This is a genomic window from Streptomyces sp. NBC_00019, from assembly GCF_045041015.1.
Classification (GTDB): Bacteria; Actinomycetota; Actinomycetes; order Streptomycetales; family Streptomycetaceae; genus Streptomyces.
The window spans coordinates 257187-276945 of record NZ_CP108302.1 but is presented as its reverse complement, the minus strand read 5'-3'; the positions used below and the strand labels follow the sequence as shown (position 1 = coordinate 276945).

Here is a 19759-nt window from a genome sequence, read left to right as displayed (position 1 = left end):
GTCAGAGCCGTTTCCTGCGCAGGGCGGCGCCGCTCATCCCACACTCCGGCACCGGTTCGGTGGCCCGCCGCGGCCACCAGGAACGCGTGCACCGGTCGGCGGGACACAGATACACGTGCTCACCCGGGCTCGGCCTCGCGATTCCGTCCGGCCATATCCCCCGCAGGCCGGATCCGTCGTCGGCGTAGCCGTCCAACCCCCATGGATCGCCGGCGGCCTGCAATACCGCGTGCAGCCCGTCTAACGCGCCTGCCACGTCGGCCCCGTCCCGTACGGCTGCCAGTACCCGTTCCACCGGGCCGTCGTCACCGCCGGGCACCGACCGCAGATCCCTGCGGATCTCGTCCAGGTGCCCACACACCGCGGCCAACCGCCCCGCCGTGTGCCCTCGTTCGTCGGCCATGGACCCCCCGTAGAACTGGTTCGGCCGCGGTCCCGCGCCACGGCCGACTAGTCTGACATCCCATCGGATTGTTGCACCAAGCAACGGGCGTTATGCCGGTTCACCCCCACGTACCTGGTAGGGCGTGGCCGCGGAGCGGGGTACTGACAGGGGGGCGTGGGGTGCGCGACGAGTTGTTGGCCGCGGTGTGGGCACGGCTGGGACGGCTGGCCGAGACGGGCGACCCTTCCGCAGTGATGGAGCCACAGGCCCTCGCCGACGCTCAGCGGCTCGCCGCACTCCTTCGTACCGCCGACAAGAGCGGGGACAGCGACGTCACGGCCTGGTACGCGCTCGGCTGGTTCCACTGGAACCGGTGCTCCGCGCTCCCCCCCGGCGTCAACCACACGGATCTGATGGCCGCGGTGGCGGCGTTCGTTCCGTGCTTCCTCGACGGCGCCAAGGGCCTGCCGGAAGGCGTGCTGCCGTTCGTCGCGGGGCACGCGGCACCGCACGCGGTCGAACTGTTCCAGCGAGCCACGAGGTCGACCGACCCGGACGTGCTCTCCGCCGCGGTGCACCTGTGGGAACGCGTGGTGAGCGCCACCCCACCCGGCTTCCCCCAGCGTCCGGTGTACCAGTCCTACATGGGGGGCGCGCTGCGTACGCGGTTCGAGCGGACCGGGGACCGTACGGACCTGGACGAAGCCATCGTCGTGGCACGAGACGCGCTCAGGGCCTTTCCCGCCGACGACCCGCAGCGAATGAACTGTCTGTCCCTCCTGGGAGACGCGCTTCGCGTGCGGTTCACGCGAGCCGGCGACCGGGCGGACCTGGACGAGGCCGTCGACCACCTCAGGGCCACGGTGAAGTCCATCCCTGCCGACGGCCCCGATCGGGCGGGGTATCTGTCCAACCTCGGGATCGCGCTGGTGCCGCGGTTCCAGCAGACCGGGGACCGGGCGGACCTGGACGAAGCCGTCCACAGTCTCCGGAGCGCGGTGGAGGCCGCCCCCGTCGGCCACCCCGATCGCGCGACGTACCTGTCCAACCTGGGGACCGTGCTGAGGACCAGGTTCGGGCGCTTCGGGGACCAGGTGGACCTGGACCAGGCCATCACCGTCGAGCGGGAGGCGGCGGACGCCGTCCCCACCGACCACCCGAGGCGCCCTCTGTACCTGTCCAACCTCGGGGTCGCGTTGATGGAACGGTTCGAACGGACCGGAGACCGGGCGGACCTGGACGAAGCCATCCACAGTCTTCAGAGCGCGGTGGCGGCCACCCCCGACAACCACGCGGAACGCGCCACGTACGTGTCCAACCTCGCGGACGCGTTGCAGGCGCGGTTCGAACGCACCGGGAACCAGGCAGGTTCCGACGAAGCTGTCGTTGCCGCGCGGGAGGCGCTGAGCACTCTTCCCGCCGACCACCCCGACCGGCCGAGTTACCTGGCCAAGGTCGCCATCGCGTTGATGGCACGGTTCGGGCGCACCGGGGACCGGGCGGACCTGGACGAAGCCATCGACGGCCTCCGTAGCGTGGTGGCCGCTGTCCCTGACGATCACCGCAACCGGGCGGGGTACCTGTCCAACCTCGCAGTCGCTTTGCAGTCGCGGTTCGACCTCGCCGGGGACCGGGCGGACATGGACGAAGCCATCGACGGCCTCCGTAGCGCGGTGGCCGCCGTCCCCGACGACCACCCCGACAGGGCGGGGTACCTGTCCAACCTCGGAACCGCGTTGCAGTCCCGGTTCGACCACGCCGGGAACCCGGTGGACATCAACGATGCCATCGCTTTTGAACGGGAGGCGGTAGCCGCCACCCCCAACGAACACCCCGACCAGGCCGGCTACCTGTCCAACCTGGGAGTCGCACTGCAGTCGCGGTTCGACCGCGCCGGAAACCAGGTGGACCTGGACGAGGCCATCACTGTCCTGCGGAAGGCCGTGGACACCACCCCCGACGACCATCCCAACCGGGCCAGGAGCCTGTCCAACCTCGGGCAGGCGCTGCGAGCCAGATACGAGCGGACCGGGGACGCGAGGGACCTGGAAGAGGCCGTCACCGTTGAGCGGGAGGCGGTGGAAGCCGCCCCGGACGACCACCCCGACCGGACGCTACGGCTGTCCAACCTCGCGGTAATCCTGCAGGCGCGTTTCGGGCGCACCGGGAACCAGGCGGACCTGGACGAGGCGATCCGCGGTCTCAGGACCGCAGTGGCGGCCACCCCCGACAACCATCCCCAGCGCCGTTTGCTCCTGTCCAACCTTGGGCAGGCGCTACGGGCCGGATTCGAACGGACCGGGGACGTAACGGACCTGGACGAGGCCATCACTGTTGAACGGAAGGCGGTGAAGGCCACCCCGGACGACCACCCCGATCGGGCGCGGCACCTGTCCAACCTCGCGGCCGCCCTGCAGGCACGATTCGGCCGCACTGGGGACCGCGCGGCCTTGGACGAGGCCGTCGACCGCCTCCGAGCCGCAGTGGCGGCCACCCCCGTCGAACACCCGGAACACGCCAAATACCAGTCCAACCTCGGAACCTCGTTGCTGTCGCGATTCGACCGCACCGGAAACCCGGCAGACCTGGACGAGGCCATCACTGGTCAACGGAAGGCGATGGAAGCCACTCCCGACGGCCACGTCATCCGAGCGCAGCACCTGTCCAATCTGGGGCATGCGCTGCTGGCCGGGTACGAGCGCACGGGAGACCGGGCGGCCTTGGACGAGGCCGTCGACCACCTCCGAGCCGCAGTAGCGGCCACCGCGGTCGAACAGCCGGAACACGCCAAATACCAGTCCAACCTCGCGGTCGCGTTGATGTCGCGGTTCAAGCGGACCGAGGAGGAGACGGATCTGGACGAAGCCATCGACCGCCTCCGAGCCGCGACAGCAGCCGCCCCCGACGACCAACCAGAACGCGCCACAGGCCTGTCCAACCTGGGTACCGCGCTGTGGACCAGGTCCGAGCGCACCGGGAACGGGGCGGATCTCGACGGAGCTGTGGCCGCGTACACCGAAGCGTACGAATCGGCTACGGCAACCCCGACGGTCCGCGTCAAAGCGGGAAGTGCCGTGGCCGCGCTGCTGGCCATGTCGGACACGGGGCGGGCGGCCGACGCAGCGGAGGCCGCGGTGCTGCTGCTGCCCGAGCTGGCCGCACGGCAGCTGGGGCGGGGCGATCAGCAGCACGCACTCGGTGAGTTCGCCGGTCTCGCCGCGCATGCCGCAGGTCTTGCCCTGGCCGATCCACGAACGGGCCGGCACGAACGGGGCGCCAGAGCAGTGCGGTTGCTGGAGGCGGGGCGGGCGGTCCTCTACAGCCAGGCGCTGGACACCCGTGACGACATCACCGACCTGAAGGGCCGCCACCCGGACCTGGCCGCACGGTTCGTACGCCTGCGCGACCACCTGGACCAGCCCGCCGGCGACTCCCCCCTCGACGCGCTCCTGGACACGGCCACACTCGCGGCACACCAGGAGCACGGCGCTGCCCCCGACCGGCACGACCTGGTCCGCGATCTCGCCCGGACCCTGAGCGAGATCCGCGCGCTCGACGGGTTCGGCTCGTTCGCCCTACCGCCCAGCGTCGAGGAACTCCTCGCCGAGGCCGCCCAGGGCCCGGTCGTGGTGTTCAACATCAGCCACTTCCGCAGCGACGCCCTGGTACTCACCCACGACGGCATCACCCACCTGGAACTCCCCGGCATCACCGTCCCAACCCTGAACGAGCAGATCATCACCTTCCACCAGGCACTGGCCACTGCCTCCACGGGTGCGAGCGCCGCTCTCCGGCGCGCGGCGCAGGACGACATGACAGCAGTCCTGGAATGGCTGTGGGACAACGCGACAGGACCCGTGCTCGACCTGCTGGACCATCACCGGCGGCCGTCGGCGGAGGCCGACTGGCCGCGGGTGTGGTGGGTGCCGGGTGGAGCGCTGGGGCTGCTGCCGTTGCACGCCGCAGGCCACCACACCGATCCCGCCGACGACGCGTGCCGACGTACCGTCATGGACCGGGTGGTCTCCTCCTACACGCCGACCGTCCGCGCCCTGCGCCACGCCCGCCGCACCAGTGGCGGTCGGGTCCTGTCCCCCGACGCGCTCGCCCGGGGCCTGATCGTCGCCATGCCCACCACTCCCGGCGTGCCCGGCCTCGGCCGCCTTCCTTACGTGGCGGCCGAGGCGGAACTGCTGCGCCGGCACCTGCCGGGTGCCGTCCTGCTTCGTGAGCCCGACCCCACGGAACCGGACGGACCCGCCACGGACCTGCCCACCAAGGCCGCCGTTCTGCGCCACCTGCCCGACTGTCCGATCGCGCACTTCGCCTGCCACGGCGCCAGCCACCCCGCCGACCCCTCCCGGAGCCTGCTCCTGCTCCACGACCACGCGTCCGACCCGTTCACCGTCGCCGGTCTCGCCCCCGTCCGCCTCGACCACGCCCAGCTGGCCTACCTGTCGGCCTGTCGCACCGCGGCCGTCAGCAACGCCGAATTGCTCGAAGAGTCCATCCACCTGACCTCCGCCTTCCAACTCGCCGGGTTCCCCCATGTGGTGGGCACCCTGTGGGAGATCAGGGACCAGACCGCCGCCGCCGTCGCCGACGCCTTCTACACCCACCTGCGCACCCCCACCGGAGCACTGGACACCGGCCGTTCGGCCTGGGCACTCCACCAGGCGGTACGCGACCTGCGCGACGGCCACGACCTGCCGGGCACGCTGGACCGCGCGAAAGTCCCCTTCCTGTGGGCCGCTTACCTCCACACCGGCGCCTGAACGCCCGAGGCTTCGCCGGTGCGTACGAACGGTGACAGCCCCGTTGCAGGAAATGTGACCCGGATCGCAGATCCCGCGCCCCCGCCTTGGTGAACTCACCCGGTGGCGTACGCGCTCCTGATCCTCCCAAGAGCGTTCGCGGCGCGTCACCCCTGACAATCAACCACGCACACCGAATAGCGCAGGGTTGGAACACCGCCTCTTCACCAGTCCGCCCACTGAGCCGGGCGCCGTCCCGATCACCGCCATGCGGCACCCCGCCGCACCGGCAACCGCCACCATCATCCCCACCCCTGACCAAGGAGCGCCCGCCACCTGGGCACCCTGACGGACGCGACTGAGCATGGGGAAGGCCCGTACTCCCGCGAAGAAGGGTTCTCGGGAGAGGGACTTCGCCTTGCTGCTGGACGCCGCCCACCAGCAGCTCGGCGGCAACATCGTGCTGGTGTGGGACAAGTGCGCCGTGAGGCGCTTCGTTGTATCCCCGACTCACTCGGGAGGAATTTGGAGGAACATTCCTGGGCCACCGGGCTTACCTGGAGGTGAAAGCCGAAGGGGACAACAGCATGTCCGGAAAGCGATGACCGCCCGGAGGCGTCCGAGACGGTGCGTCGCAAGGCCCGCGCGATATGGCCAAAGCTGGATTGCCTGAAGTCCAATCTCCTGTGGTGTAAAGACCCACCCGTCGGAATGACGCCTGATACCGACGCCACACCGTGCCCGACCTTGATTGTCCCGGCCGGGCAGCCTCCACGGTGACGGACACCGCCCAGCGAGGGCGGTCAAGGAGATGAGTGGGCGGCCTACGTCGCGCTCGATACGTACAGCGAAGACGTACCACGGGATCGCCTAAAGGGCGCGAGCCCCAAGGTGACAGGGCTTGATCAAGTTCCGTTGGGGTCGGGCTTGTAGGTGATGCCCAGGATGGGGAGGGCTCGTTCGGGTTGGTCGCGGATGGCGCGGGTGGTCTTCGCGATGTTGGTCGCGCCGAGGGCTTTGAGGGCTCCGATCGCGAGGTTGCGGAGGGTGGCCATGACGCGGGGTGCGTTGCCGGCGTGGACAGTGGAGGCGTCTTCGGCGAAGGTACGGTCGCGGATGTGGTGCTGGGCTTCCACGGTCCAGTGTCCGCGCAGGTGAGAGGCGAGTTCGGCCGGTTTCGCCTGGTGGGCGTCGAGGCTGGTGACCGCATAGACGGTCTCGCGGGTCTCCTTCCTGCCGGTCTCTTTGCGGCGGCGGTGGACGCGGAGGGCGAGCTTCGCGTGGGGGAAGGCGATGCCGCCAAGGTTGTCGGCGATGGCGAGAGTCTTGATCGAGCGGGACTCGCGACGGCCGTGTCCCTTGTTCGAGGCGGTGTGCTGGATGGCCACCGCATGCCAGTCCAGTCCGTCCAGTTGGGCCCAGGCGGTGGGCTGATTGGGCTTGATCACGGCTACGTAGTGCGCCTTCTTGGTCTCGGCCAGCCAGGTGACATTGGCCTTCACGGAGTGCAGCGCGTCGAAGGTGAGCACGTCTCCGTCCAGGTCGAGCGGTGCAAGCAGGGGCTGGAAGTGCCGTGTCTCGTTGGTCTTGGACCCAACCTCAGCCTGGGCGAGGGTGACCGGGCAGCCGTGGGTGACGGCGGACAGCAGGTGCCGGCGGGGCTGGTCCAGGCGGGCGGAGCCGCGCAGTGCCTTGCCGTCCACGGCGATCACCCGTCGCCTGCCCGGGGCTGCGGCGGTATGGCGGTGAGCGAGCCAGGCTCCCACGGCCGCGTCGAGTGCGTTGGTGTCGAGACGCTCGAGGACCCTCCCGATGGCCGACCTGGACGGTGCATGCCGCCAGTTCTCTCGCCTATTGCGAGCTGTTGCTTCCAATATCCCGCCGAGTACCGGTCTCAGCCGTGCCCGCAGCCGGTGCACCTGTAGCGGCCCTGTTCGGCGGACCGGGACAGGTTCGAACAGCAGCACGTTCTCGCACGCAGCTCAGTCACGGGAAAGAGCGAGCCGGGCTGAGGCCGGGAACCGGAAGAAGGGCCGGAGCCCATGGGCGGTTTCTAGGGTTCGGCCCTCCATCATGCGTACATCGATCAGGCGGCGCCGGACGCGGCCTCGCCGTGGATCAGACCGATGACCTCGACCAGCTGCGTGGCGACCTCGGCATCGTCGGAGGGGTGCGTCTCGGCGAAACGGACCACGGAACCGGCGATGGACGGCTTGGCGTCCTCCAGCACCCTGGCGCCGACGATGCCCGCGGCCTTGCGGGTCGCGTTCTGCGCCCAGACGCCGCCGAACTGGCCGCGCTCAACGAGTGATCGGGCGCTCCCGCGTGTCTTCCGGGAGCAGGGAGTGTTCCTGGCCTGTCACTCAGTAGGGCTCGGAGCCTCCGGTGCCGGGAGCAGGCGTCGCAGCAGGGACTCCTCCAGCTCGATCAGGACGTCTTCGCTGCCGGCGACGGGGCTCGGCAGGGTACGCCACAGGACGAGCTGGCCGTGCAGGGCGGTCCACAGGTGGATGCCCAAGTCCTGCGCCTCCGCCCGACGGTCGGGGGCTGCTTCGGTGAGGTAGGCGTCGGCCGTATCGGTCCACGCCTGGAGCACGGTGCCGATGGGGTGGTCGGCGGAGGGATGGTGCTGGGGCTCGTATTCCAGGCTGAACATCAGTCGGTAGCGGCGGGGCTTGTCGATGGCGAACCTGCGGTAGGCCGTGACGGTGGCCCGCGCGCGCGCCCACGGGTCCGCGCCTGCGGCGGCGGCCGACTCGCCGGCCTCCCTCATCGCGACGGCCAGTGCGCGGTAGGTGGCGTCGAGGACGGTGGAGACCAGGTCGGCCTTGTCCTTGAAGTGCCGGTAGACGCTGGGCGCGGAGATGCCGACCTCGCGGGCGACTCCGCGCAGGGAGAGCGCGTCCTCGCGGCCCGTCTCCTCCAGGATGCGGGTCGCCGCGTCGAGGATCTCCTGCCGCAGCCGCTCGCCCTCGCCCCGCACATTGGGCACCCGCTTGACCTGCGACTTCATGGCCTCCTCCTCGCTGCCCGCAGCAGCCTACCGACCCTCGTGCGCCCCGCCTTCAACGGTCGGCGCTTCGTCAGGTCCGACGTGGGGGCTTGACGATTCCTCGATTAACACTGTTAGTCTAACAATGCTTCGACTAACAGCGTTAGCCAATGTTGGAAAGGCACAGCCATGACCTCATTGCCGACCGTCCCCGCGTTCACGCTCACCCGCCCGCAGGACGCTCCCCTGGACCCCCCTCCGCTGTATGAGCGGCTGCGTGAGGAACAGCCCGTCACGCGTGTCTCCCTGTGGGAGGGGCGCCTCACTCCGTGGCTGGTGACCCGCTGGGAGGACGCCCGGGCGGTACTGGGCAGCCCGGCGTTCAGCACCGACCCGACGCACCCTGGCGCACCCAACTTCAAGGAAGATGAGCAGCCGGCCCCGCGCGGCTTCTTCCAGAACTACGACGACCCCATCCACGCGGCGATGCGGCGCACCCTGACCCGCGAGTTCATGGTCAAGCGCGTCGACGCGCTGCGCCCGGCCATCGCCCGCCTGACCGACGAACTCCTCACCGACCTGAGTGAGCTGAGCGGCCCCGCCGACTTCGTGGAGCACTTCGCGCTGCCGCTGCCCTCCCTGGTCATCTGCGAACTGCTCGGCGTCCCCTACGAGGAACACCCGTTCTTCCAGGAGCAGTCGAAGACCCTCGTAGACCTGAACGCCACGGGAGAGGAGGCCGCCCGGGCGTTCGCCAACCTCGGCGAGTATCTGCTGCGCCTCGTGCAGACCAAGCGCGCCACCCCCGGCGACGACGTGGTCACCCGGCTCGCCGCACAGGTGGACGAGGGCGTCATCACCGACCAGGACGCCGCCGACCTGAGCGCCTTCCTGCTGTTCGCCGGGCATGAGACGACGGCGAACATGATCGCGCTGAGCACCATCACCCTCCTCAACCACCCCGACCAGATCCCGCACATCCTCGGCGGACCGGACCAGGTCGCGAGCGCGGTGGAGGAACTCCTGCGCTACCTGTCCATCGTGCACGGCGGACTGCGCCGCACCGCCATCGACGACGTCACCATCGGCGGCGTGACCATCCACGCGGGCGAGGGCGTGATCATTCCCGTCAACGTCGCCAACCGCGACCCGGAGTTCTTCACGAACCCCGACGACCTGGACCTGGAGCGTGCCAACGTCCGCCAGCACCTGGCCTTCGGCTACGGCATCCACCAGTGCCTGGGCCAGCCGCTGGCCCGCGCCGAACTCCAGATCGTCCTGCCCGAAGTCTTCCGCCGACTTCCCGACCTGAAGATCGCCGTACCGATGGAGGAGATCGCCTTCAAGCAGGCCACCGCCGTCTACGGCGTCCGCGAACTGCCCGTCACCTGGTGACCGCAACCACCCGATCCCCCCCACCGAGAGCAGGGAAGAAACGTCATGCATGTAGAAGTCGACGTCCCCAAGTGCGTCGCGTCGGGCCAGTGCGTACTGCTCGCCCCCGACGTCTTCGACCAGCGCGACGAGGACGGCATGGTCGTCCTCCTCGACGACAACCCGCCGGCCGAACTCCACGACGCCGTCCGCGAATCCGCCACCGTCTGCCCCGCGGCCGCCATCCGCCTGGAGGAGTCGTGAGCGCGACCCCGGCCGGCCGCGTGGTCATCGTCGGCGCCTCCGCGGCCGGACTCGCCGCCGCCGAAACCCTCCGCCGGGAGGGCCACACCGGCCCCCTCACCCTCATCGGCGACGAACCCGCCGCTCCCTACGACCGCCCGCCCCTGTCGAAGGAGATCCTCTCCGGCGCCTGGCCCCCCGACCGACTGCCACTGCGGACTCCGGCCGACCTCGACGCCCTTGACCTGGACACCCGTTACGGCCGCGAGGCCATCGGCGCGAGTGTCGCCGAGGGCACCGTGCTGCTCGCCGACGGTACGGAGGTGCCGTACGACGGACTGATCGTGGCCACCGGAGTGCGCCCCCGGCGCCTGCCCGGCGCACCGGCCCACGTCCTGCGCACCCTGGACGACGCCCTCGCCCTGAAGGACCGCCTCGGCCCCGGCCGCACACTGGCCGTGGTCGGCGCCGGATTCCTCGGCGCCGAGGCCGCGTCGGTGGCGGCCGGCCTGGGCACCCACGTGACCCTCCTGGAACCCGCGCCCGTCCCGCTGGCCCACGCGGTCGGCGAGGACATCGGCCGCATGCTCTCCCAGGCCCACCTCGACCACGGCGTGGACCTGCGCACCGGGACCGGGGTCAGCGAGGTCGTCCCCGGCGGCGTCCGCCTCGACGACGGCAGCGTGGTCGAGGCCGACACGGTGCTGGTGGCCGTCGGCTCCCGGCCCAACACCGAATGGCTGACCGGCAGCGGCCTCCCCCTCGAAGACGGGCTGGTCTGCGACGAGTTCTGCGCCGCCGCACCCGGCGTGTACGGCGCGGGCGACGTGGCCCGCTGGCACAACCCGCTCTTCGGCACGTCGATGCGCATCGAGCACCGTACGAACGCCGCCGAGCAGGGCATGGCCGCCGCCCGCAACCTCCTGGGCGCCCAGCGGCCCTTCGCGCCCGTCCCCTACTTCTGGTCCGACCAGTACGACCTGAAGATCCGCGCCTACGGTCACCTGCGCAGCCACGACGAGATGCTGATCGCCGAAGGCAGCCTGGAAGAACGCAAGTTCACCGCCGTCTACCGCACCGGCGACCGTCTCACCGGCGTCCTGGCAGTCGGCATGCCGCCCAAGACCACCCGCCCCTGGCAGCAGGCCATCGCCGCCAGCACCCCCTGGAGCCAGGCGACATCCCTCCTGGAAGGAGCGGCAGCATGACTGACACCACCGACTTCGAAGGGCGGGGCGTCGTCGTCACCGGCGCCGGATCCGGCATCGGACGCGCCACCGCGCTGCGGTTCGCGAACCTGGGGGCCAGAGTCCTTGTCGCGGACATCAATCCCGTCGGCGCCGAGGCCGTCGCCAAGGAGATCGAGACGAACGGCGGCACCGCCCGCACGGTCGTCGGCGACCTCAGCGACCAGGGCACGGTCGACGAAGTGATCACCACCGCCGTCGAGTCCTTCGGCAACCTCGGCGTGCTCGTCAACAACGCCGGAATCATGGACACCATGACCGCCACCGCCGACGTGAGCGACACGGAATGGGAGCGGATCATCCGCATCAACCTGACCGCCCCGTTCCTGCTCACCCGCGCCGCCCTGCCCCACATGCTGGCCCGCGGCAACGGCGCCATCGTCAACACGGCCTCGGAGGCGGCTCTGCGCGGCAGCGCCGCCGGCACCGCGTACACCGTCTCCAAGCACGGCATCATCGGCCTGACGAAGTCGACCGCGATCATGTACCGGGACCGCGGCATCCGCGTCAACGCCATCGCCCCCGGCGGCACCCGGACCCACATCACCGACACCGTCACCTTCGACGGCGACGGCGCCTCGATCGTAGGCCGCTACCAAACGAACGTGGGCCGCGTAGCGGCGGCGGAGGAAGTCGCCGCGGCCATCGTGTTCCTCGCCTCGGACGCGGCGAGCAACATCAGCGGCGCCGTGCTCCCCGTCGACAACGGCTGGTCGGCCGTCTGACCCAGCCACCCATGCGGTGCCCGGCCCACACATCGGGACCGGACACCGCATGCCCATACCCTGTGAGACCGCTTCCCAAGGGGCAAGCGGATCCTCGTGCGGGCGCGGACGCGGCACAGGACGGAGTGCGCGTCCCGCTGCGGGCACGGCCCGACCGGGTGCGGCCCTCACGAGCCGACGGTTGCCGATGCCCTCCCGACGGAGCGCCGGCATGCAGGAGTTGCGCAGTGCAGCGGCTGGAGGCGCTCGGCCTCGGCACAGGGGCCGACACCGGCCGGGCCGAGGGCGGGTTCAGTTCGGGTCTGTGCTGAGGTCGAGGGCCGGGGTGATCATCGCGAAAGCCTGGTCGACCAGCTCGTCCATGGCCTTGGTGCCGTCGCTGTCCACCCAGCGGCGCAGGGCGGTCTGGAACGCGCTGAGGGCGACACCGGCGGCAAGTGCGGGGCTCAGGTCGGCGTCGGGCTCCACTCCGGCGCGTCGGGCGAGGATGTCGGCCATCTCGGCCTGCCACTGCGACTGCCGGCGCTGTCACGTTGTTGGGTGGGTAGGGCCTGACGGTGTGTCGAGGCATGAGCGACTCTGTCGGGGATCTTGGTTTTCCTTGATCACTGTCCTTGGCGCCACCAGCGGGGGCGGGGCAGTTCGTGGTCGTCGAGGTACTGCTGGAACGCCGTCGGTGGTCGGGGCCGGTAGTTGGAGTCTTCTGGCTCCTGGGTGCTGAGGCGTTCGATGTTGACGGCGATCGCGGTCAGGACGTGCTGGACGTGGGCCTTGGCCACGCCGTGGTAGCGGCAGCGGCGCATCCGGTGTCCGTTGACCAGCTCGTTCATGGTGCCTTCGACCCCAGAACGGGAGGCGTAGAGCCGCTGCCACTGCGGGTCTTGTTGGTCGGCGCGGTTCTGGGCCTGGAGGTCGTGGAGACGACGGGGGAGGAAGTAGACGGTGCGTCCCTTGCGTGGGTCGTTGGAGCGGGTGCATGAGGCGCGGTGGGGGCACGGGCTGCAGTGCCGGGTGTCGAACGGCACGACCGTGTAGGGCGCCTGGGCGGGCGGCTCGGTCCAGTTTCCGCTGACCTTTCCGCCTGGGCAGGTGACCTGGCGACGGTCGAAGTCGACGGTGAAGTCCTCGCGGGAGAAGCCGGTACCGGCCTTGCGCTGCCAGGAGTTATCGGGCGAGACCGGTCCGATGACCTCGATGTGGTGGGTGCGGGCGGCGGTGTCCATCAGCGTGACGGAGGTGTAGCCGCCGTCGACCAGGTGCTGGGCGGGGAGTAGTCGGCGTCGCTTGAGCCGGGTGTGGATGCCGGGAAGGGCGACGCTGTCGCCGGTGGGGGCGGTGGTGGCCACGTCCGTGATGACGTTGACGCTGCCCTCGTCGCAGGTCTCGGTGGCGTGAGCGAGATAGCCGGTCCAGGTGCGGTGACCGCGGCGGACGTAGCGGGCCTCGAGGTCGTAAGGAGACTCCAGGCGCCGCCCGGTGGGTGGCAGACCGTCCTTCTCCGTCCGTGGGCGCAGTCGGCCGCGGGCGTCGATGAGGAAGTGCTGCACCATGATCTGCCGCAGCGCCTCCGCCGCAGGCCCCGGCGCCGCTCCCGGACGCTGGCTGTGGATCCGGTCGAGGAGGTCGGCGGCGTCGGCGCCGGCCTGTTTGAGCCGGGCGGCCGGATGGCTGGGCTGGCTGACCAGACGGACCTGCCGCCCGTAGCGCAGCGCCCAGTCCTCGGTCACAAGACCGTCGAGGATCTCGGGCGAGGTGCGGGCGCACTCCTCCAGAGCAGCTCGAACTGCTTCCAGCACCAGCTCCAGCCGCGTCAGTTCACGAACCGCGGCCCGTAAATAGGTGGAGTCGGTACGCTGCCGGCCCCGCGCCTTGACCAACCCGGCTTCCTGCAACCGGGCAAGTGCCAGATCGAGGAGAGCGTCGGCGCGGTCGTCCTGGGCCAGCCGGTCGCGGAAGTCGGAAAGCACGCTGTGATGAAAGCCGGGATCTTCGAGATCCAGCGCGAGGGCGTACTTGAAGTCGATCCGGCAGCGCACCGCCTCCGCCGCCTGCCGGTCGGAGAGGTTCAGCAGGAACTGCAGCACGCTCACCGTGGCGAGTTGGGCCGGCGACAGCCCGGGCCGTCCGTCCCGCGGATACCAGGCGTCGAAGTCCTCGTCGTGCCACAGCCCGTCCAGCCGGTCCCGCACCCACATCGCCGTCGTGCCACGGGGATTACTCGCCCGCGCCACCCGCGCGGTCGCGGAGGGCACTTGTTCACCACAACGGGGGCGAAGGGACACCGGCTCACCTCGGAGAAGACGCACGACCTGCGAAACCAAGCCGAGCCTGCCCGATCACCATGCCCTTCCGCCTGAGAATTCCAAGATCCCCGACAGAGTCGCCCACTCGTTGAGCGCGGCCAGTTCGGCGGCCTCTGGGCGCAGGGCGCGGCCCACAAGGCGGCGGGCATCGCCGGCGCCAGGGTGCTGGAGGACGCCAAGCCGTCCATCGCCGGTTCCGTGGTCCGTTTCGCCGAGACGCACCCCTCCGACGATGCCGAGGTCGCCACGCAGCTGGTCGAGGTCATCGGTCTGATCCACGGCGAGGCCGCGTCCACCGCCGCCTGATCGATGTACGCATGATCGAGGGCCGAAGCCGCATAGGCTCCGGCCCTTCTTCCGGTTCCCGGCCTCAGCTCGCTCGCTCTTTCCGGTTCCCCGGTCTCAGCCCAGCTCGGCCGCGCGCCGCACCGCCGTGGCCACGAACTGCTCGATCCAGGCCGCCTGCTCACCCGTGCGCGGACCCAGCATCACCGTCTCGATGCCGAACTTGGCGTAGCCCTCGATGTCCCGGACGAACGCCTCGACGACGTTCTCGACCGGAGCGTCGCCCATGCAGATCGGAGTCGAACATCTCCGGCACGTGCTCGGCCGCGGTCGTCCATGGACAGGAAGGAACTCGCCACAAGACCAGGCTCGGCGGATTCCTGCGCGACGCGAGTAGTACGCCTTCGATTCCCGCGCCGGCCGGATCACCGAAGTCCGCGACTGCTACACCTTCACGCCGCTCCGCGCGGATGGCCGGTCCCAGGTCGAGCTGGAGAACTTCGACTGCGGCGCCTGCTGGGGCTACCGCCCGTCCTGCCCGGTGCATCGCCCGCATGCGGACGCCGAGTACGCCAGGAGCGGTGGTGCACAGGCCACCGGCTGCACAGTGACTCGCCGACAAAGCAGGCCGCTGCAGGAGCCGGCACCCGCGGTCGGCCGTTCTCGGGCCGAGGCCGCACACCTGGTGTCAGTGTGCGGCCCCTGGATGGTTGGCTCGCCGGAAGGACGGACTCAGCCGGCCAGTGCGTGGAAGCCGCGTTGGAAGTAGACGGTCGCCGGGTCCTGTCCGAGTCGGACGTCGTGCACGCGTCCCACCAGGATGGTGTGGTCGCCGGAGACGTGACGGTCGTATGCGGAGACGTGCAGGCGCGCCGACGCGTCGGGTAGGTAGGGCACGCCCTCGGGGTCGAGGTGGAACTCGTCGCCGGCGAACTTGTCCGCGCCGCGGGTCGCGAACCGGCGGGCGAGCGGTTGGTGGCCGTCGTTGAGGATGTTGATGGTCCAGTGCGTGGAGCGCTCGAACACCGGGTGGCACTCGGCGGTCCGGGACAGGCACACCAGGACGAGCGGCGGTTCGGCCGAGACCGAGGAGAAGGCGCTCGCGGTGAACCCCCAGGGGCGTCCGTCCTCATCCACCGTGGTCACGATGGTGACGCCGCTGGGAAATGAGGCCATGGCCTCCCGGAAGCGTCCGGCGAGTTCGAGGTCGTCGGGTGCGGTCATGGGAGTTTCTCTTCTTGTACCGCGCTGGGCGAGGCGGTCATTGCCGGCGAGCCTGTCAGACACGGACGTAGACCTCCATGCCGGGGACTTCTCCGGCCAGGTGGTAGCCGCCGACGAAGTACTGTGCCGCATCGACCTTGGGGTCGTGCTGGGAGAAGGTGCGGATGTTGCGCCAGAAACGGTCGATGTTGTACTTGGCGGCGGCGCTGCGGGTCCCGGTGAGGTCGACGATCCCGGACGCGACCTCGACGGCGATGCTGGTCGCGGCGGTCTTGGCGGAGAGCGCGTCGATCATGAGCTGGGCGATCTCGGTTTTGTCGTCGGCGTTCTCCACGGCACGGACGAGTTCCATCAGCAGGGCTCGGGCCGCGTCCAGCTTGATGCGGAACTCGCCTATGCGCCGGCGGACGAACGGGTCGGTCTGGATCGAGTCGTAGATCTTCACGGTGGGAGTGGTGGAGGCCCTGACGTAGTCGATCGCCGCGTCCAGTGCCCCGTAGGCAGGGCCGAGAACGATGATCGCCTGGCCGGCCTGTGCCACGGGGAACAGCAGGGGGTCGCGCGTGGCCTGGACGGTGTACCAGCCGTCGGGGACGAAGACGTCGTCGTAGGTGATGCGCTGGCTCTGGGTGCCGCGCATGCCCATGACGTCCCAGTCGCCGTGGAGGCGAACGGCCAGGGCGTCGAGCGGGATCAGGGCGGTGACCAGGGACGTCGAGCCCTCCAGTTGGGCGGAGACGCTTGCGTAGCCCTCGGCCGCGCTGCCGCTGTTGCTGTTGAAGGACTTGGTGCCCTTGACCAGCACGCCGCCGTCGACCTTGCGCGCGGTGGTCGGGCCGGTGGCGACACCGGTCTCGGAGGCGGACGCGACGAAGCGGAACCTCCGGCCGGTGGCGATGTCCTCTGCCACCTGACGCTTGGTCGCTTCGGGAAGATCGCTGCTGAAGAGCTCGGCCAGGACGACGGAGCCGACGACGGTGTTGAGCAGGACGGCGGCGTCTCCTCGACCGATAGACAGATAGATCTTGTACAGGGCCTCCAGGCCGAACGCGACGCTGCCGTCGCTGTACCCGCCGTATGCGGCCGGGACCTGCAGACGCCAGAAGCCGGCTTCATTGAGCAGCTTCATCGCCTCCGTCGGGTCCTCACTCAGGCTGTCCGAGCGGTTGCCGATTTCAGCCAGCCGGGGAACGAGTTCCGCAGCTTTGTCAACAAGCTCCTGAATTTCACTGTCCGTGATTTTCGATTTCTGTCCCATGGCTTTCTCCTCAGAACGGCGGCACCGGGAAATTCCTCGTGTTGACCGCGCCATGAGCATCACGGTATGAGTGACTATCCATAGAAGCAAATAGTTCATTTGCTTACCTGCTATAGAATGCTTCTATGGGTCACGTGAGGAGAAACCGATGAACCTGCGCCAGTACGAATACGCCTTGGCCATGGCCGAAGAGGGCTCTGTCACTGCGGCCGCCGCCCGGCTCGGCGTCGCCCAGCCCACGGTCTCCCATCAGGTCGCGGCGCTGGAGAAGGATCTCGGCGTCCGCATCTTCACCCGGATCCCGCGCGGAGTCGCGGTGACCGTCGCCGGGCGGGCCTTCCTCAAAGAGGCCGAGATCGCCGTGAGCGCCGCCCGCCGAGCCCGCGCCGCGGCACGTGCCAGCGGAGGCGATCTGACGGGCGAAATCCTCGTGGTCGCCTCAACCGGCCTGGCGACCAACCAGCTTGCCGCCGCCCTGGGAGAGTTGCGGTGCATCCATCCGCGCCTTCATGTGACTCTCGTGGAAGAACCCACGCCGGTGGAGATGGAACACCTCGACCACTTGGGTACGGTCGATCTGGTGCTGTACCACCACCTCGCACCCGAGTGCGGCTACGACGTCCACGAACTGGGCGAGGAGCCGTATGCCGTGATCCTTCCTCCCCAACACCCCCTGCACCGGGCAGACTCCGTACGACTGGAGGACCTGGCCGGCGAGGGCTGGGTGCGGTTCACCCGTGGCGGCCTCCTGGACGAACAGATCGGCCAGGTTCTCAGGCGCGTCGGGATCACTCCCTCGACCGTGGCACGCGCCTCTCAGATCGCCACGGCGGTACAACTGGTCGCGCATGGCCTGGGTGTGACCATGGTCCCCGCCTCCACCGTCCCGCCCCCCTATACCCAGCTGGCCAGGCCGCTGGCCCCCGCCCTCTCCGAACGGGTCCTGGTCGGCGTGCGTCACGACCCGGGGCCAGCCGAAACCGCCCTGCTGGACCTCCTTCGCCAACAGGACTGGTCAACGCCCGCTGCCTTCAGCAGCGCGCGGGCCCTTGCCGCCTCCTCGGCGTGACGCCGACCGGGCTTCCGTGCGCCGCTGAGGAAGTGTCTTGTCGTGGCGGGTGGCCAGCCTCCGCCCTTCCTTGAGCTTGTTGATGGCGCGCTCGACTGTGTTGCGGTCTTTGTAGAGCGTGGCTTCGTGGCTGCTCTACCTGATGCATGTCAGCAGCGAGGACCCGGACGTGGTCTGGATGTGCGCATGCTTCGCCGACGAGGCGGCCTTCGAGCGCGCCGTGTCGCTGGTGCGCGCGGAGGTCACCAAACGCCTCCGCGAACTCCGCGGCGCGGGGACGGAACACGTACCGGCTCGGCCTGGTCGCCGGGAAGGGGCTCCCCGCGGCGCCTTGAGACAACGACGCGTCCCGACGGTCAGGCGCCGCAGGCCCCGTTTCCGCCGAGGCCGATCATGGCGCGGTACAGCTGCTCCTCGGTGAGCGGCGGCGCCGGCAGCGGGTGGGCGCGGTCGGTTCGGAAGCCGTCGAGCAGAAGGTAAAGGTGGCGGCGCCAGGCGTCCGGGGCGATGGCGTGGGTGGCCTCGGTGACGCGGCTGTGCGACCAGATGACGAAGGCAAGGTCCTCGGGGGTGAGGTCGGGGCGCAGGCTGCCCTGCTCCTGCGCACGCTCGACGATGTGTACACCGAGTTCACGGATGCGGGTCTGGGCGCCCGCAAGGCAGGCGCTCTCCGGCAACCGCATGGAGGCCAGATCGTTGAACCCCCGGTCCTGTGACTGGAGTTCGCACATGGTCTCCAGAAAATGGCACAGCCCCGCCCAGGCGTCATCCATGGTGACGGCCTTCTCGGCGGCCTCCCGCCAGAGGGCCAGCTTCCCGGCGAAGGTCGCCTGCACCAGGTCCAGCCGGGTGGGGAAGTGCCGGTACAGCGTGCCGATGGCCAGCCCGGCCCGCCTGGCCACCTGCTCCAGGGGGGCCTCCAGGCCCTGCTCGGCGAAGCAGGAGCGGGCCGCGGTGAGCAGGGCCTCGCGATTGCGCTGCGCGTCGCGCCGCAGGGGGCGGACAGGGGCCGGGTTCCCGGCGGAGGCGGACGGAGGGTCGATGGCCATGCCCCTCAGCCTACCAACCGGAGGGATGCCTCATTTTCTCTGCTACGATCCAAGAACATGAGGCTGCCCTCGACTTTCAGTCCCGACCGCTGTCGGGGCGGGAGGTGCCCCTCATCCGTCCAGCCCGTCCGACCACAGGAGCACCACCCATGCCCGTCATCGCCGTCATCGGAGCAGGCCCCGGCCTGGGCCTGTCCATCGCCCGCCGCTTCGGAAGGGAGGGTTTCCAGGTCGCCCTGGTCTCCCGGACCCAGGACAAGCTCGACGCGCTCGCCGCGCGGCTCGCCCAGGAGGGCATCGAGGCCGCGGGCTTCGCCGCGGACGTGACGCGTCCCGACTCGCTGCAGTCGGCGCTCGCCGCGGTCGCCGACCGGTTCGGGGCCGTCGACGTACTGGAGTACTCACCCGCCGACCCCACGTTCGCCGGCGCCGCCGCCGTCGACGCCACGGCGCAGGACCTCCACAAGCAGCTCGACTACTACCTGTACGGAGCGGTCGCCGCGGTCCGTCAGGTGCTGCCCGCCATGGTCGAACGCGGCAGTGGCACCCTGCTGTTCTCCACGGGCGCCTCCTCCATCCGGCCGAGCGGCGGCGCGTTCGGCAGCATCGGCGTCGCGGCGGCGGCCCTGCGCAACTACGCCATGGCCCTGGGCATCGACCTCGCCGAGCGCGGAGTGCACGCCGCGCACGTGGCCATCGGGGTGTTCATCGGCAGCGGTCCCGGCACCGAGCCCGAGACCATCGCCGAGCACTACTGGGACGCCTACACCAAGCGCGACCAGGCCGAGATCGTCCACACCGCCCCCGGCGGCATCCGGTGAGCACCTCCGGCACACCCGCGGCGAACGCGA

15 protein-coding genes and 4 pseudogenes are annotated in these 19759 nt (G+C 69.9%); 8 read left to right on the top strand and 11 right to left on the bottom strand.

All coding sequences use genetic code 11. The features are described 5' to 3' along the window. Position 1: 1 nt before the first annotated feature. Positions 2-403 carry a hypothetical protein gene (locus OHU89_RS01350; RefSeq protein WP_405639014.1) on the bottom strand — a complete coding sequence of 134 codons (402 nt, stop codon included), beginning with the start codon at positions 401-403 and terminating at the stop codon, positions 2-4. Positions 404-564: 161 nt separating this feature from the next. Between OHU89_RS01350 and OHU89_RS01345 the strand changes: the two genes are divergently transcribed. Continuing rightward, positions 565-5160, top strand: coding sequence for a CHAT domain-containing protein (locus tag OHU89_RS01345; RefSeq protein ID WP_405639012.1), 4596 nt, complete (start codon positions 565-567; stop codon positions 5158-5160). A gap of 884 nt (positions 5161-6044) precedes the next feature. On the opposite strand, the gene OHU89_RS01340 is transcribed toward OHU89_RS01345, so the two are convergent. The 3 genes and pseudogenes from OHU89_RS01340 to OHU89_RS01330 form a co-directional block, all read right to left on the bottom strand. Then, a complete protein-coding gene (locus OHU89_RS01340) occupies positions 6045-7058 on the bottom strand; it encodes an ISAs1 family transposase (protein ID WP_405639010.1) in 1014 nt (337 codons plus the stop codon). Between the two features lie 167 nt (positions 7059-7225). Beyond that, positions 7226-7435 (bottom strand): annotated as a pseudogene (locus tag OHU89_RS01335) (FMN reductase); the annotation flags it as partial. A 63-nt stretch (positions 7436-7498) separates the two neighbouring features. Beyond that, on the bottom strand, positions 7499-8152 hold the full coding sequence (locus OHU89_RS01330) for a TetR/AcrR family transcriptional regulator (protein WP_405639008.1): 654 nt from the start codon (positions 8150-8152) through the stop codon (positions 7499-7501). A gap of 168 nt (positions 8153-8320) precedes the next feature. Here OHU89_RS01330 and OHU89_RS01325 point away from each other — a divergent pair, with 168 nt between their 5' ends. The 4 genes from OHU89_RS01325 to OHU89_RS01310 are packed head-to-tail and all read left to right on the top strand — an operon-like array spanning position 8321 to position 11720. Continuing rightward, a complete protein-coding gene (locus OHU89_RS01325) occupies positions 8321-9526 on the top strand; it encodes a cytochrome P450 (protein ID WP_405639007.1) in 1206 nt (401 codons plus the stop codon). Positions 9527-9571: 45 nt separating this feature from the next. After that, positions 9572-9769, top strand: a complete 198-nt coding sequence (locus OHU89_RS01320) for a ferredoxin (protein ID WP_266658367.1) — start codon at positions 9572-9574, stop codon at positions 9767-9769. After that, positions 9766-10956: an NAD(P)/FAD-dependent oxidoreductase gene (locus tag OHU89_RS01315; RefSeq protein ID WP_405639005.1), complete on the top strand. Its 1191-nt coding sequence runs from the start codon at positions 9766-9768 to the stop codon at positions 10954-10956. Before OHU89_RS01320 ends, OHU89_RS01315 begins: the two co-directional genes overlap by 4 nt. Next, positions 10953-11720, top strand: a complete 768-nt coding sequence (locus OHU89_RS01310) for an SDR family NAD(P)-dependent oxidoreductase (protein WP_210534350.1) — start codon at positions 10953-10955, stop codon at positions 11718-11720. The genes OHU89_RS01315 and OHU89_RS01310 overlap by 4 nt, the downstream gene beginning before the upstream one ends. 291 nt (positions 11721-12011) lie before the next feature. On the opposite strand, the pseudogene OHU89_RS01305 reads toward OHU89_RS01310, so the two are convergent. Next, a pseudogene (locus OHU89_RS01305) lies at positions 12012-12230 on the bottom strand (TetR family transcriptional regulator); the annotation flags it as partial. A 95-nt stretch (positions 12231-12325) separates the two neighbouring features. Beyond that, on the bottom strand, positions 12326-13972 hold the full coding sequence (locus OHU89_RS01300; RefSeq protein WP_405639002.1) for an IS1182 family transposase: 1647 nt from the start codon (positions 13970-13972) through the stop codon (positions 12326-12328). A gap of 147 nt (positions 13973-14119) precedes the next feature. Between OHU89_RS01300 and OHU89_RS01295 the strand changes: the two are divergent. Then, positions 14120-14329: pseudogene (locus OHU89_RS01295) on the top strand (FMN reductase); the annotation flags it as partial. Between the two features lie 96 nt (positions 14330-14425). On the opposite strand, the gene OHU89_RS01290 reads toward OHU89_RS01295, so the two are convergent. The 3 genes from OHU89_RS01290 to OHU89_RS01280 form a co-directional block, all read right to left on the bottom strand. Then, positions 14426-14596 carry a hypothetical protein gene (locus OHU89_RS01290; RefSeq protein ID WP_005483531.1) on the bottom strand — a complete coding sequence of 57 codons (171 nt, stop codon included), beginning with the start codon at positions 14594-14596 and terminating at the stop codon, positions 14426-14428. A 444-nt stretch (positions 14597-15040) separates the two neighbouring features. Further along, positions 15041-15532 carry a flavin reductase family protein gene (locus tag OHU89_RS01285; protein ID WP_266658421.1) on the bottom strand — a complete coding sequence of 164 codons (492 nt, stop codon included), beginning with the start codon at positions 15530-15532 and terminating at the stop codon, positions 15041-15043. A gap of 55 nt (positions 15533-15587) precedes the next feature. Continuing rightward, the gene (locus OHU89_RS01280) at positions 15588-16661 is read right to left on the bottom strand and encodes an acyl-CoA dehydrogenase family protein (protein WP_393454745.1); all 1074 of its coding nucleotides are present in this window, start codon (positions 16659-16661) and stop codon (positions 15588-15590) included. A gap of 277 nt (positions 16662-16938) precedes the next feature. Here OHU89_RS01280 and OHU89_RS01275 point away from each other — a divergent pair, with 277 nt between their 5' ends. After that, on the top strand, positions 16939-17859 hold the full coding sequence (locus OHU89_RS01275) for a LysR family transcriptional regulator (RefSeq protein WP_210534357.1): 921 nt from the start codon (positions 16939-16941) through the stop codon (positions 17857-17859). Between the two features lie 33 nt (positions 17860-17892). On the opposite strand, the pseudogene OHU89_RS01270 reads toward OHU89_RS01275, so the two are convergent. After that, positions 17893-17991 (bottom strand): annotated as a pseudogene (locus OHU89_RS01270) (IS5/IS1182 family transposase); the annotation flags it as partial. 224 nt (positions 17992-18215) lie between these two features. Next, entirely contained in the window at positions 18216-18908 is a 693-nt protein-coding gene (locus tag OHU89_RS01265; protein WP_405638999.1) for a TetR/AcrR family transcriptional regulator, read from the bottom strand. A 149-nt stretch (positions 18909-19057) separates the two neighbouring features. Here OHU89_RS01265 and OHU89_RS01260 point away from each other — a divergent pair, with 149 nt between their 5' ends. Next, the gene (locus tag OHU89_RS01260) at positions 19058-19729 is read left to right on the top strand and encodes an SDR family NAD(P)-dependent oxidoreductase (protein ID WP_405638997.1); all 672 of its coding nucleotides are present in this window, start codon (positions 19058-19060) and stop codon (positions 19727-19729) included. Positions 19730-19759: the final 30 nt, after the last annotated feature.

What these genes read in the sequence shown, in the direction of transcription:
- OHU89_RS01350 (WP_405639014.1), bottom strand. Translation starts at nt 403, where the DNA reads ATGGCCGACGAACGAGGGCACACGGCGGGGCGGTTGGCCGCGGTGTGT.
- OHU89_RS01330 (WP_405639008.1), bottom strand. Translation starts at nt 8,152, where the DNA reads ATGAAGTCGCAGGTCAAGCGGGTGCCCAATGTGCGGGGCGAGGGCGAG.
- OHU89_RS01325 (WP_405639007.1), top strand. Translation starts at nt 8,321, where the DNA reads ATGACCTCATTGCCGACCGTCCCCGCGTTCACGCTCACCCGCCCGCAG.
- OHU89_RS01320 (WP_266658367.1), top strand. Translation starts at nt 9,572, where the DNA reads ATGCATGTAGAAGTCGACGTCCCCAAGTGCGTCGCGTCGGGCCAGTGC.
- OHU89_RS01310 (WP_210534350.1), top strand. Translation starts at nt 10,953, where the DNA reads ATGACTGACACCACCGACTTCGAAGGGCGGGGCGTCGTCGTCACCGGC.
- OHU89_RS01290 (WP_005483531.1), bottom strand. Translation starts at nt 14,596, where the DNA reads ATGGGCGACGCTCCGGTCGAGAACGTCGTCGAGGCGTTCGTCCGGGAC.
- OHU89_RS01285 (WP_266658421.1), bottom strand. Translation starts at nt 15,532, where the DNA reads ATGACCGCACCCGACGACCTCGAACTCGCCGGACGCTTCCGGGAGGCC.
- OHU89_RS01280 (WP_393454745.1), bottom strand. Translation starts at nt 16,661, where the DNA reads ATGAAGCTGCTCAATGAAGCCGGCTTCTGGCGTCTGCAGGTCCCGGCC.
- OHU89_RS01275 (WP_210534357.1), top strand. Translation starts at nt 16,939, where the DNA reads ATGAACCTGCGCCAGTACGAATACGCCTTGGCCATGGCCGAAGAGGGC.
- OHU89_RS01265 (WP_405638999.1), bottom strand. Translation starts at nt 18,908, where the DNA reads ATGGCCATCGACCCTCCGTCCGCCTCCGCCGGGAACCCGGCCCCTGTC.
- OHU89_RS01260 (WP_405638997.1), top strand. Translation starts at nt 19,058, where the DNA reads ATGCCCGTCATCGCCGTCATCGGAGCAGGCCCCGGCCTGGGCCTGTCC.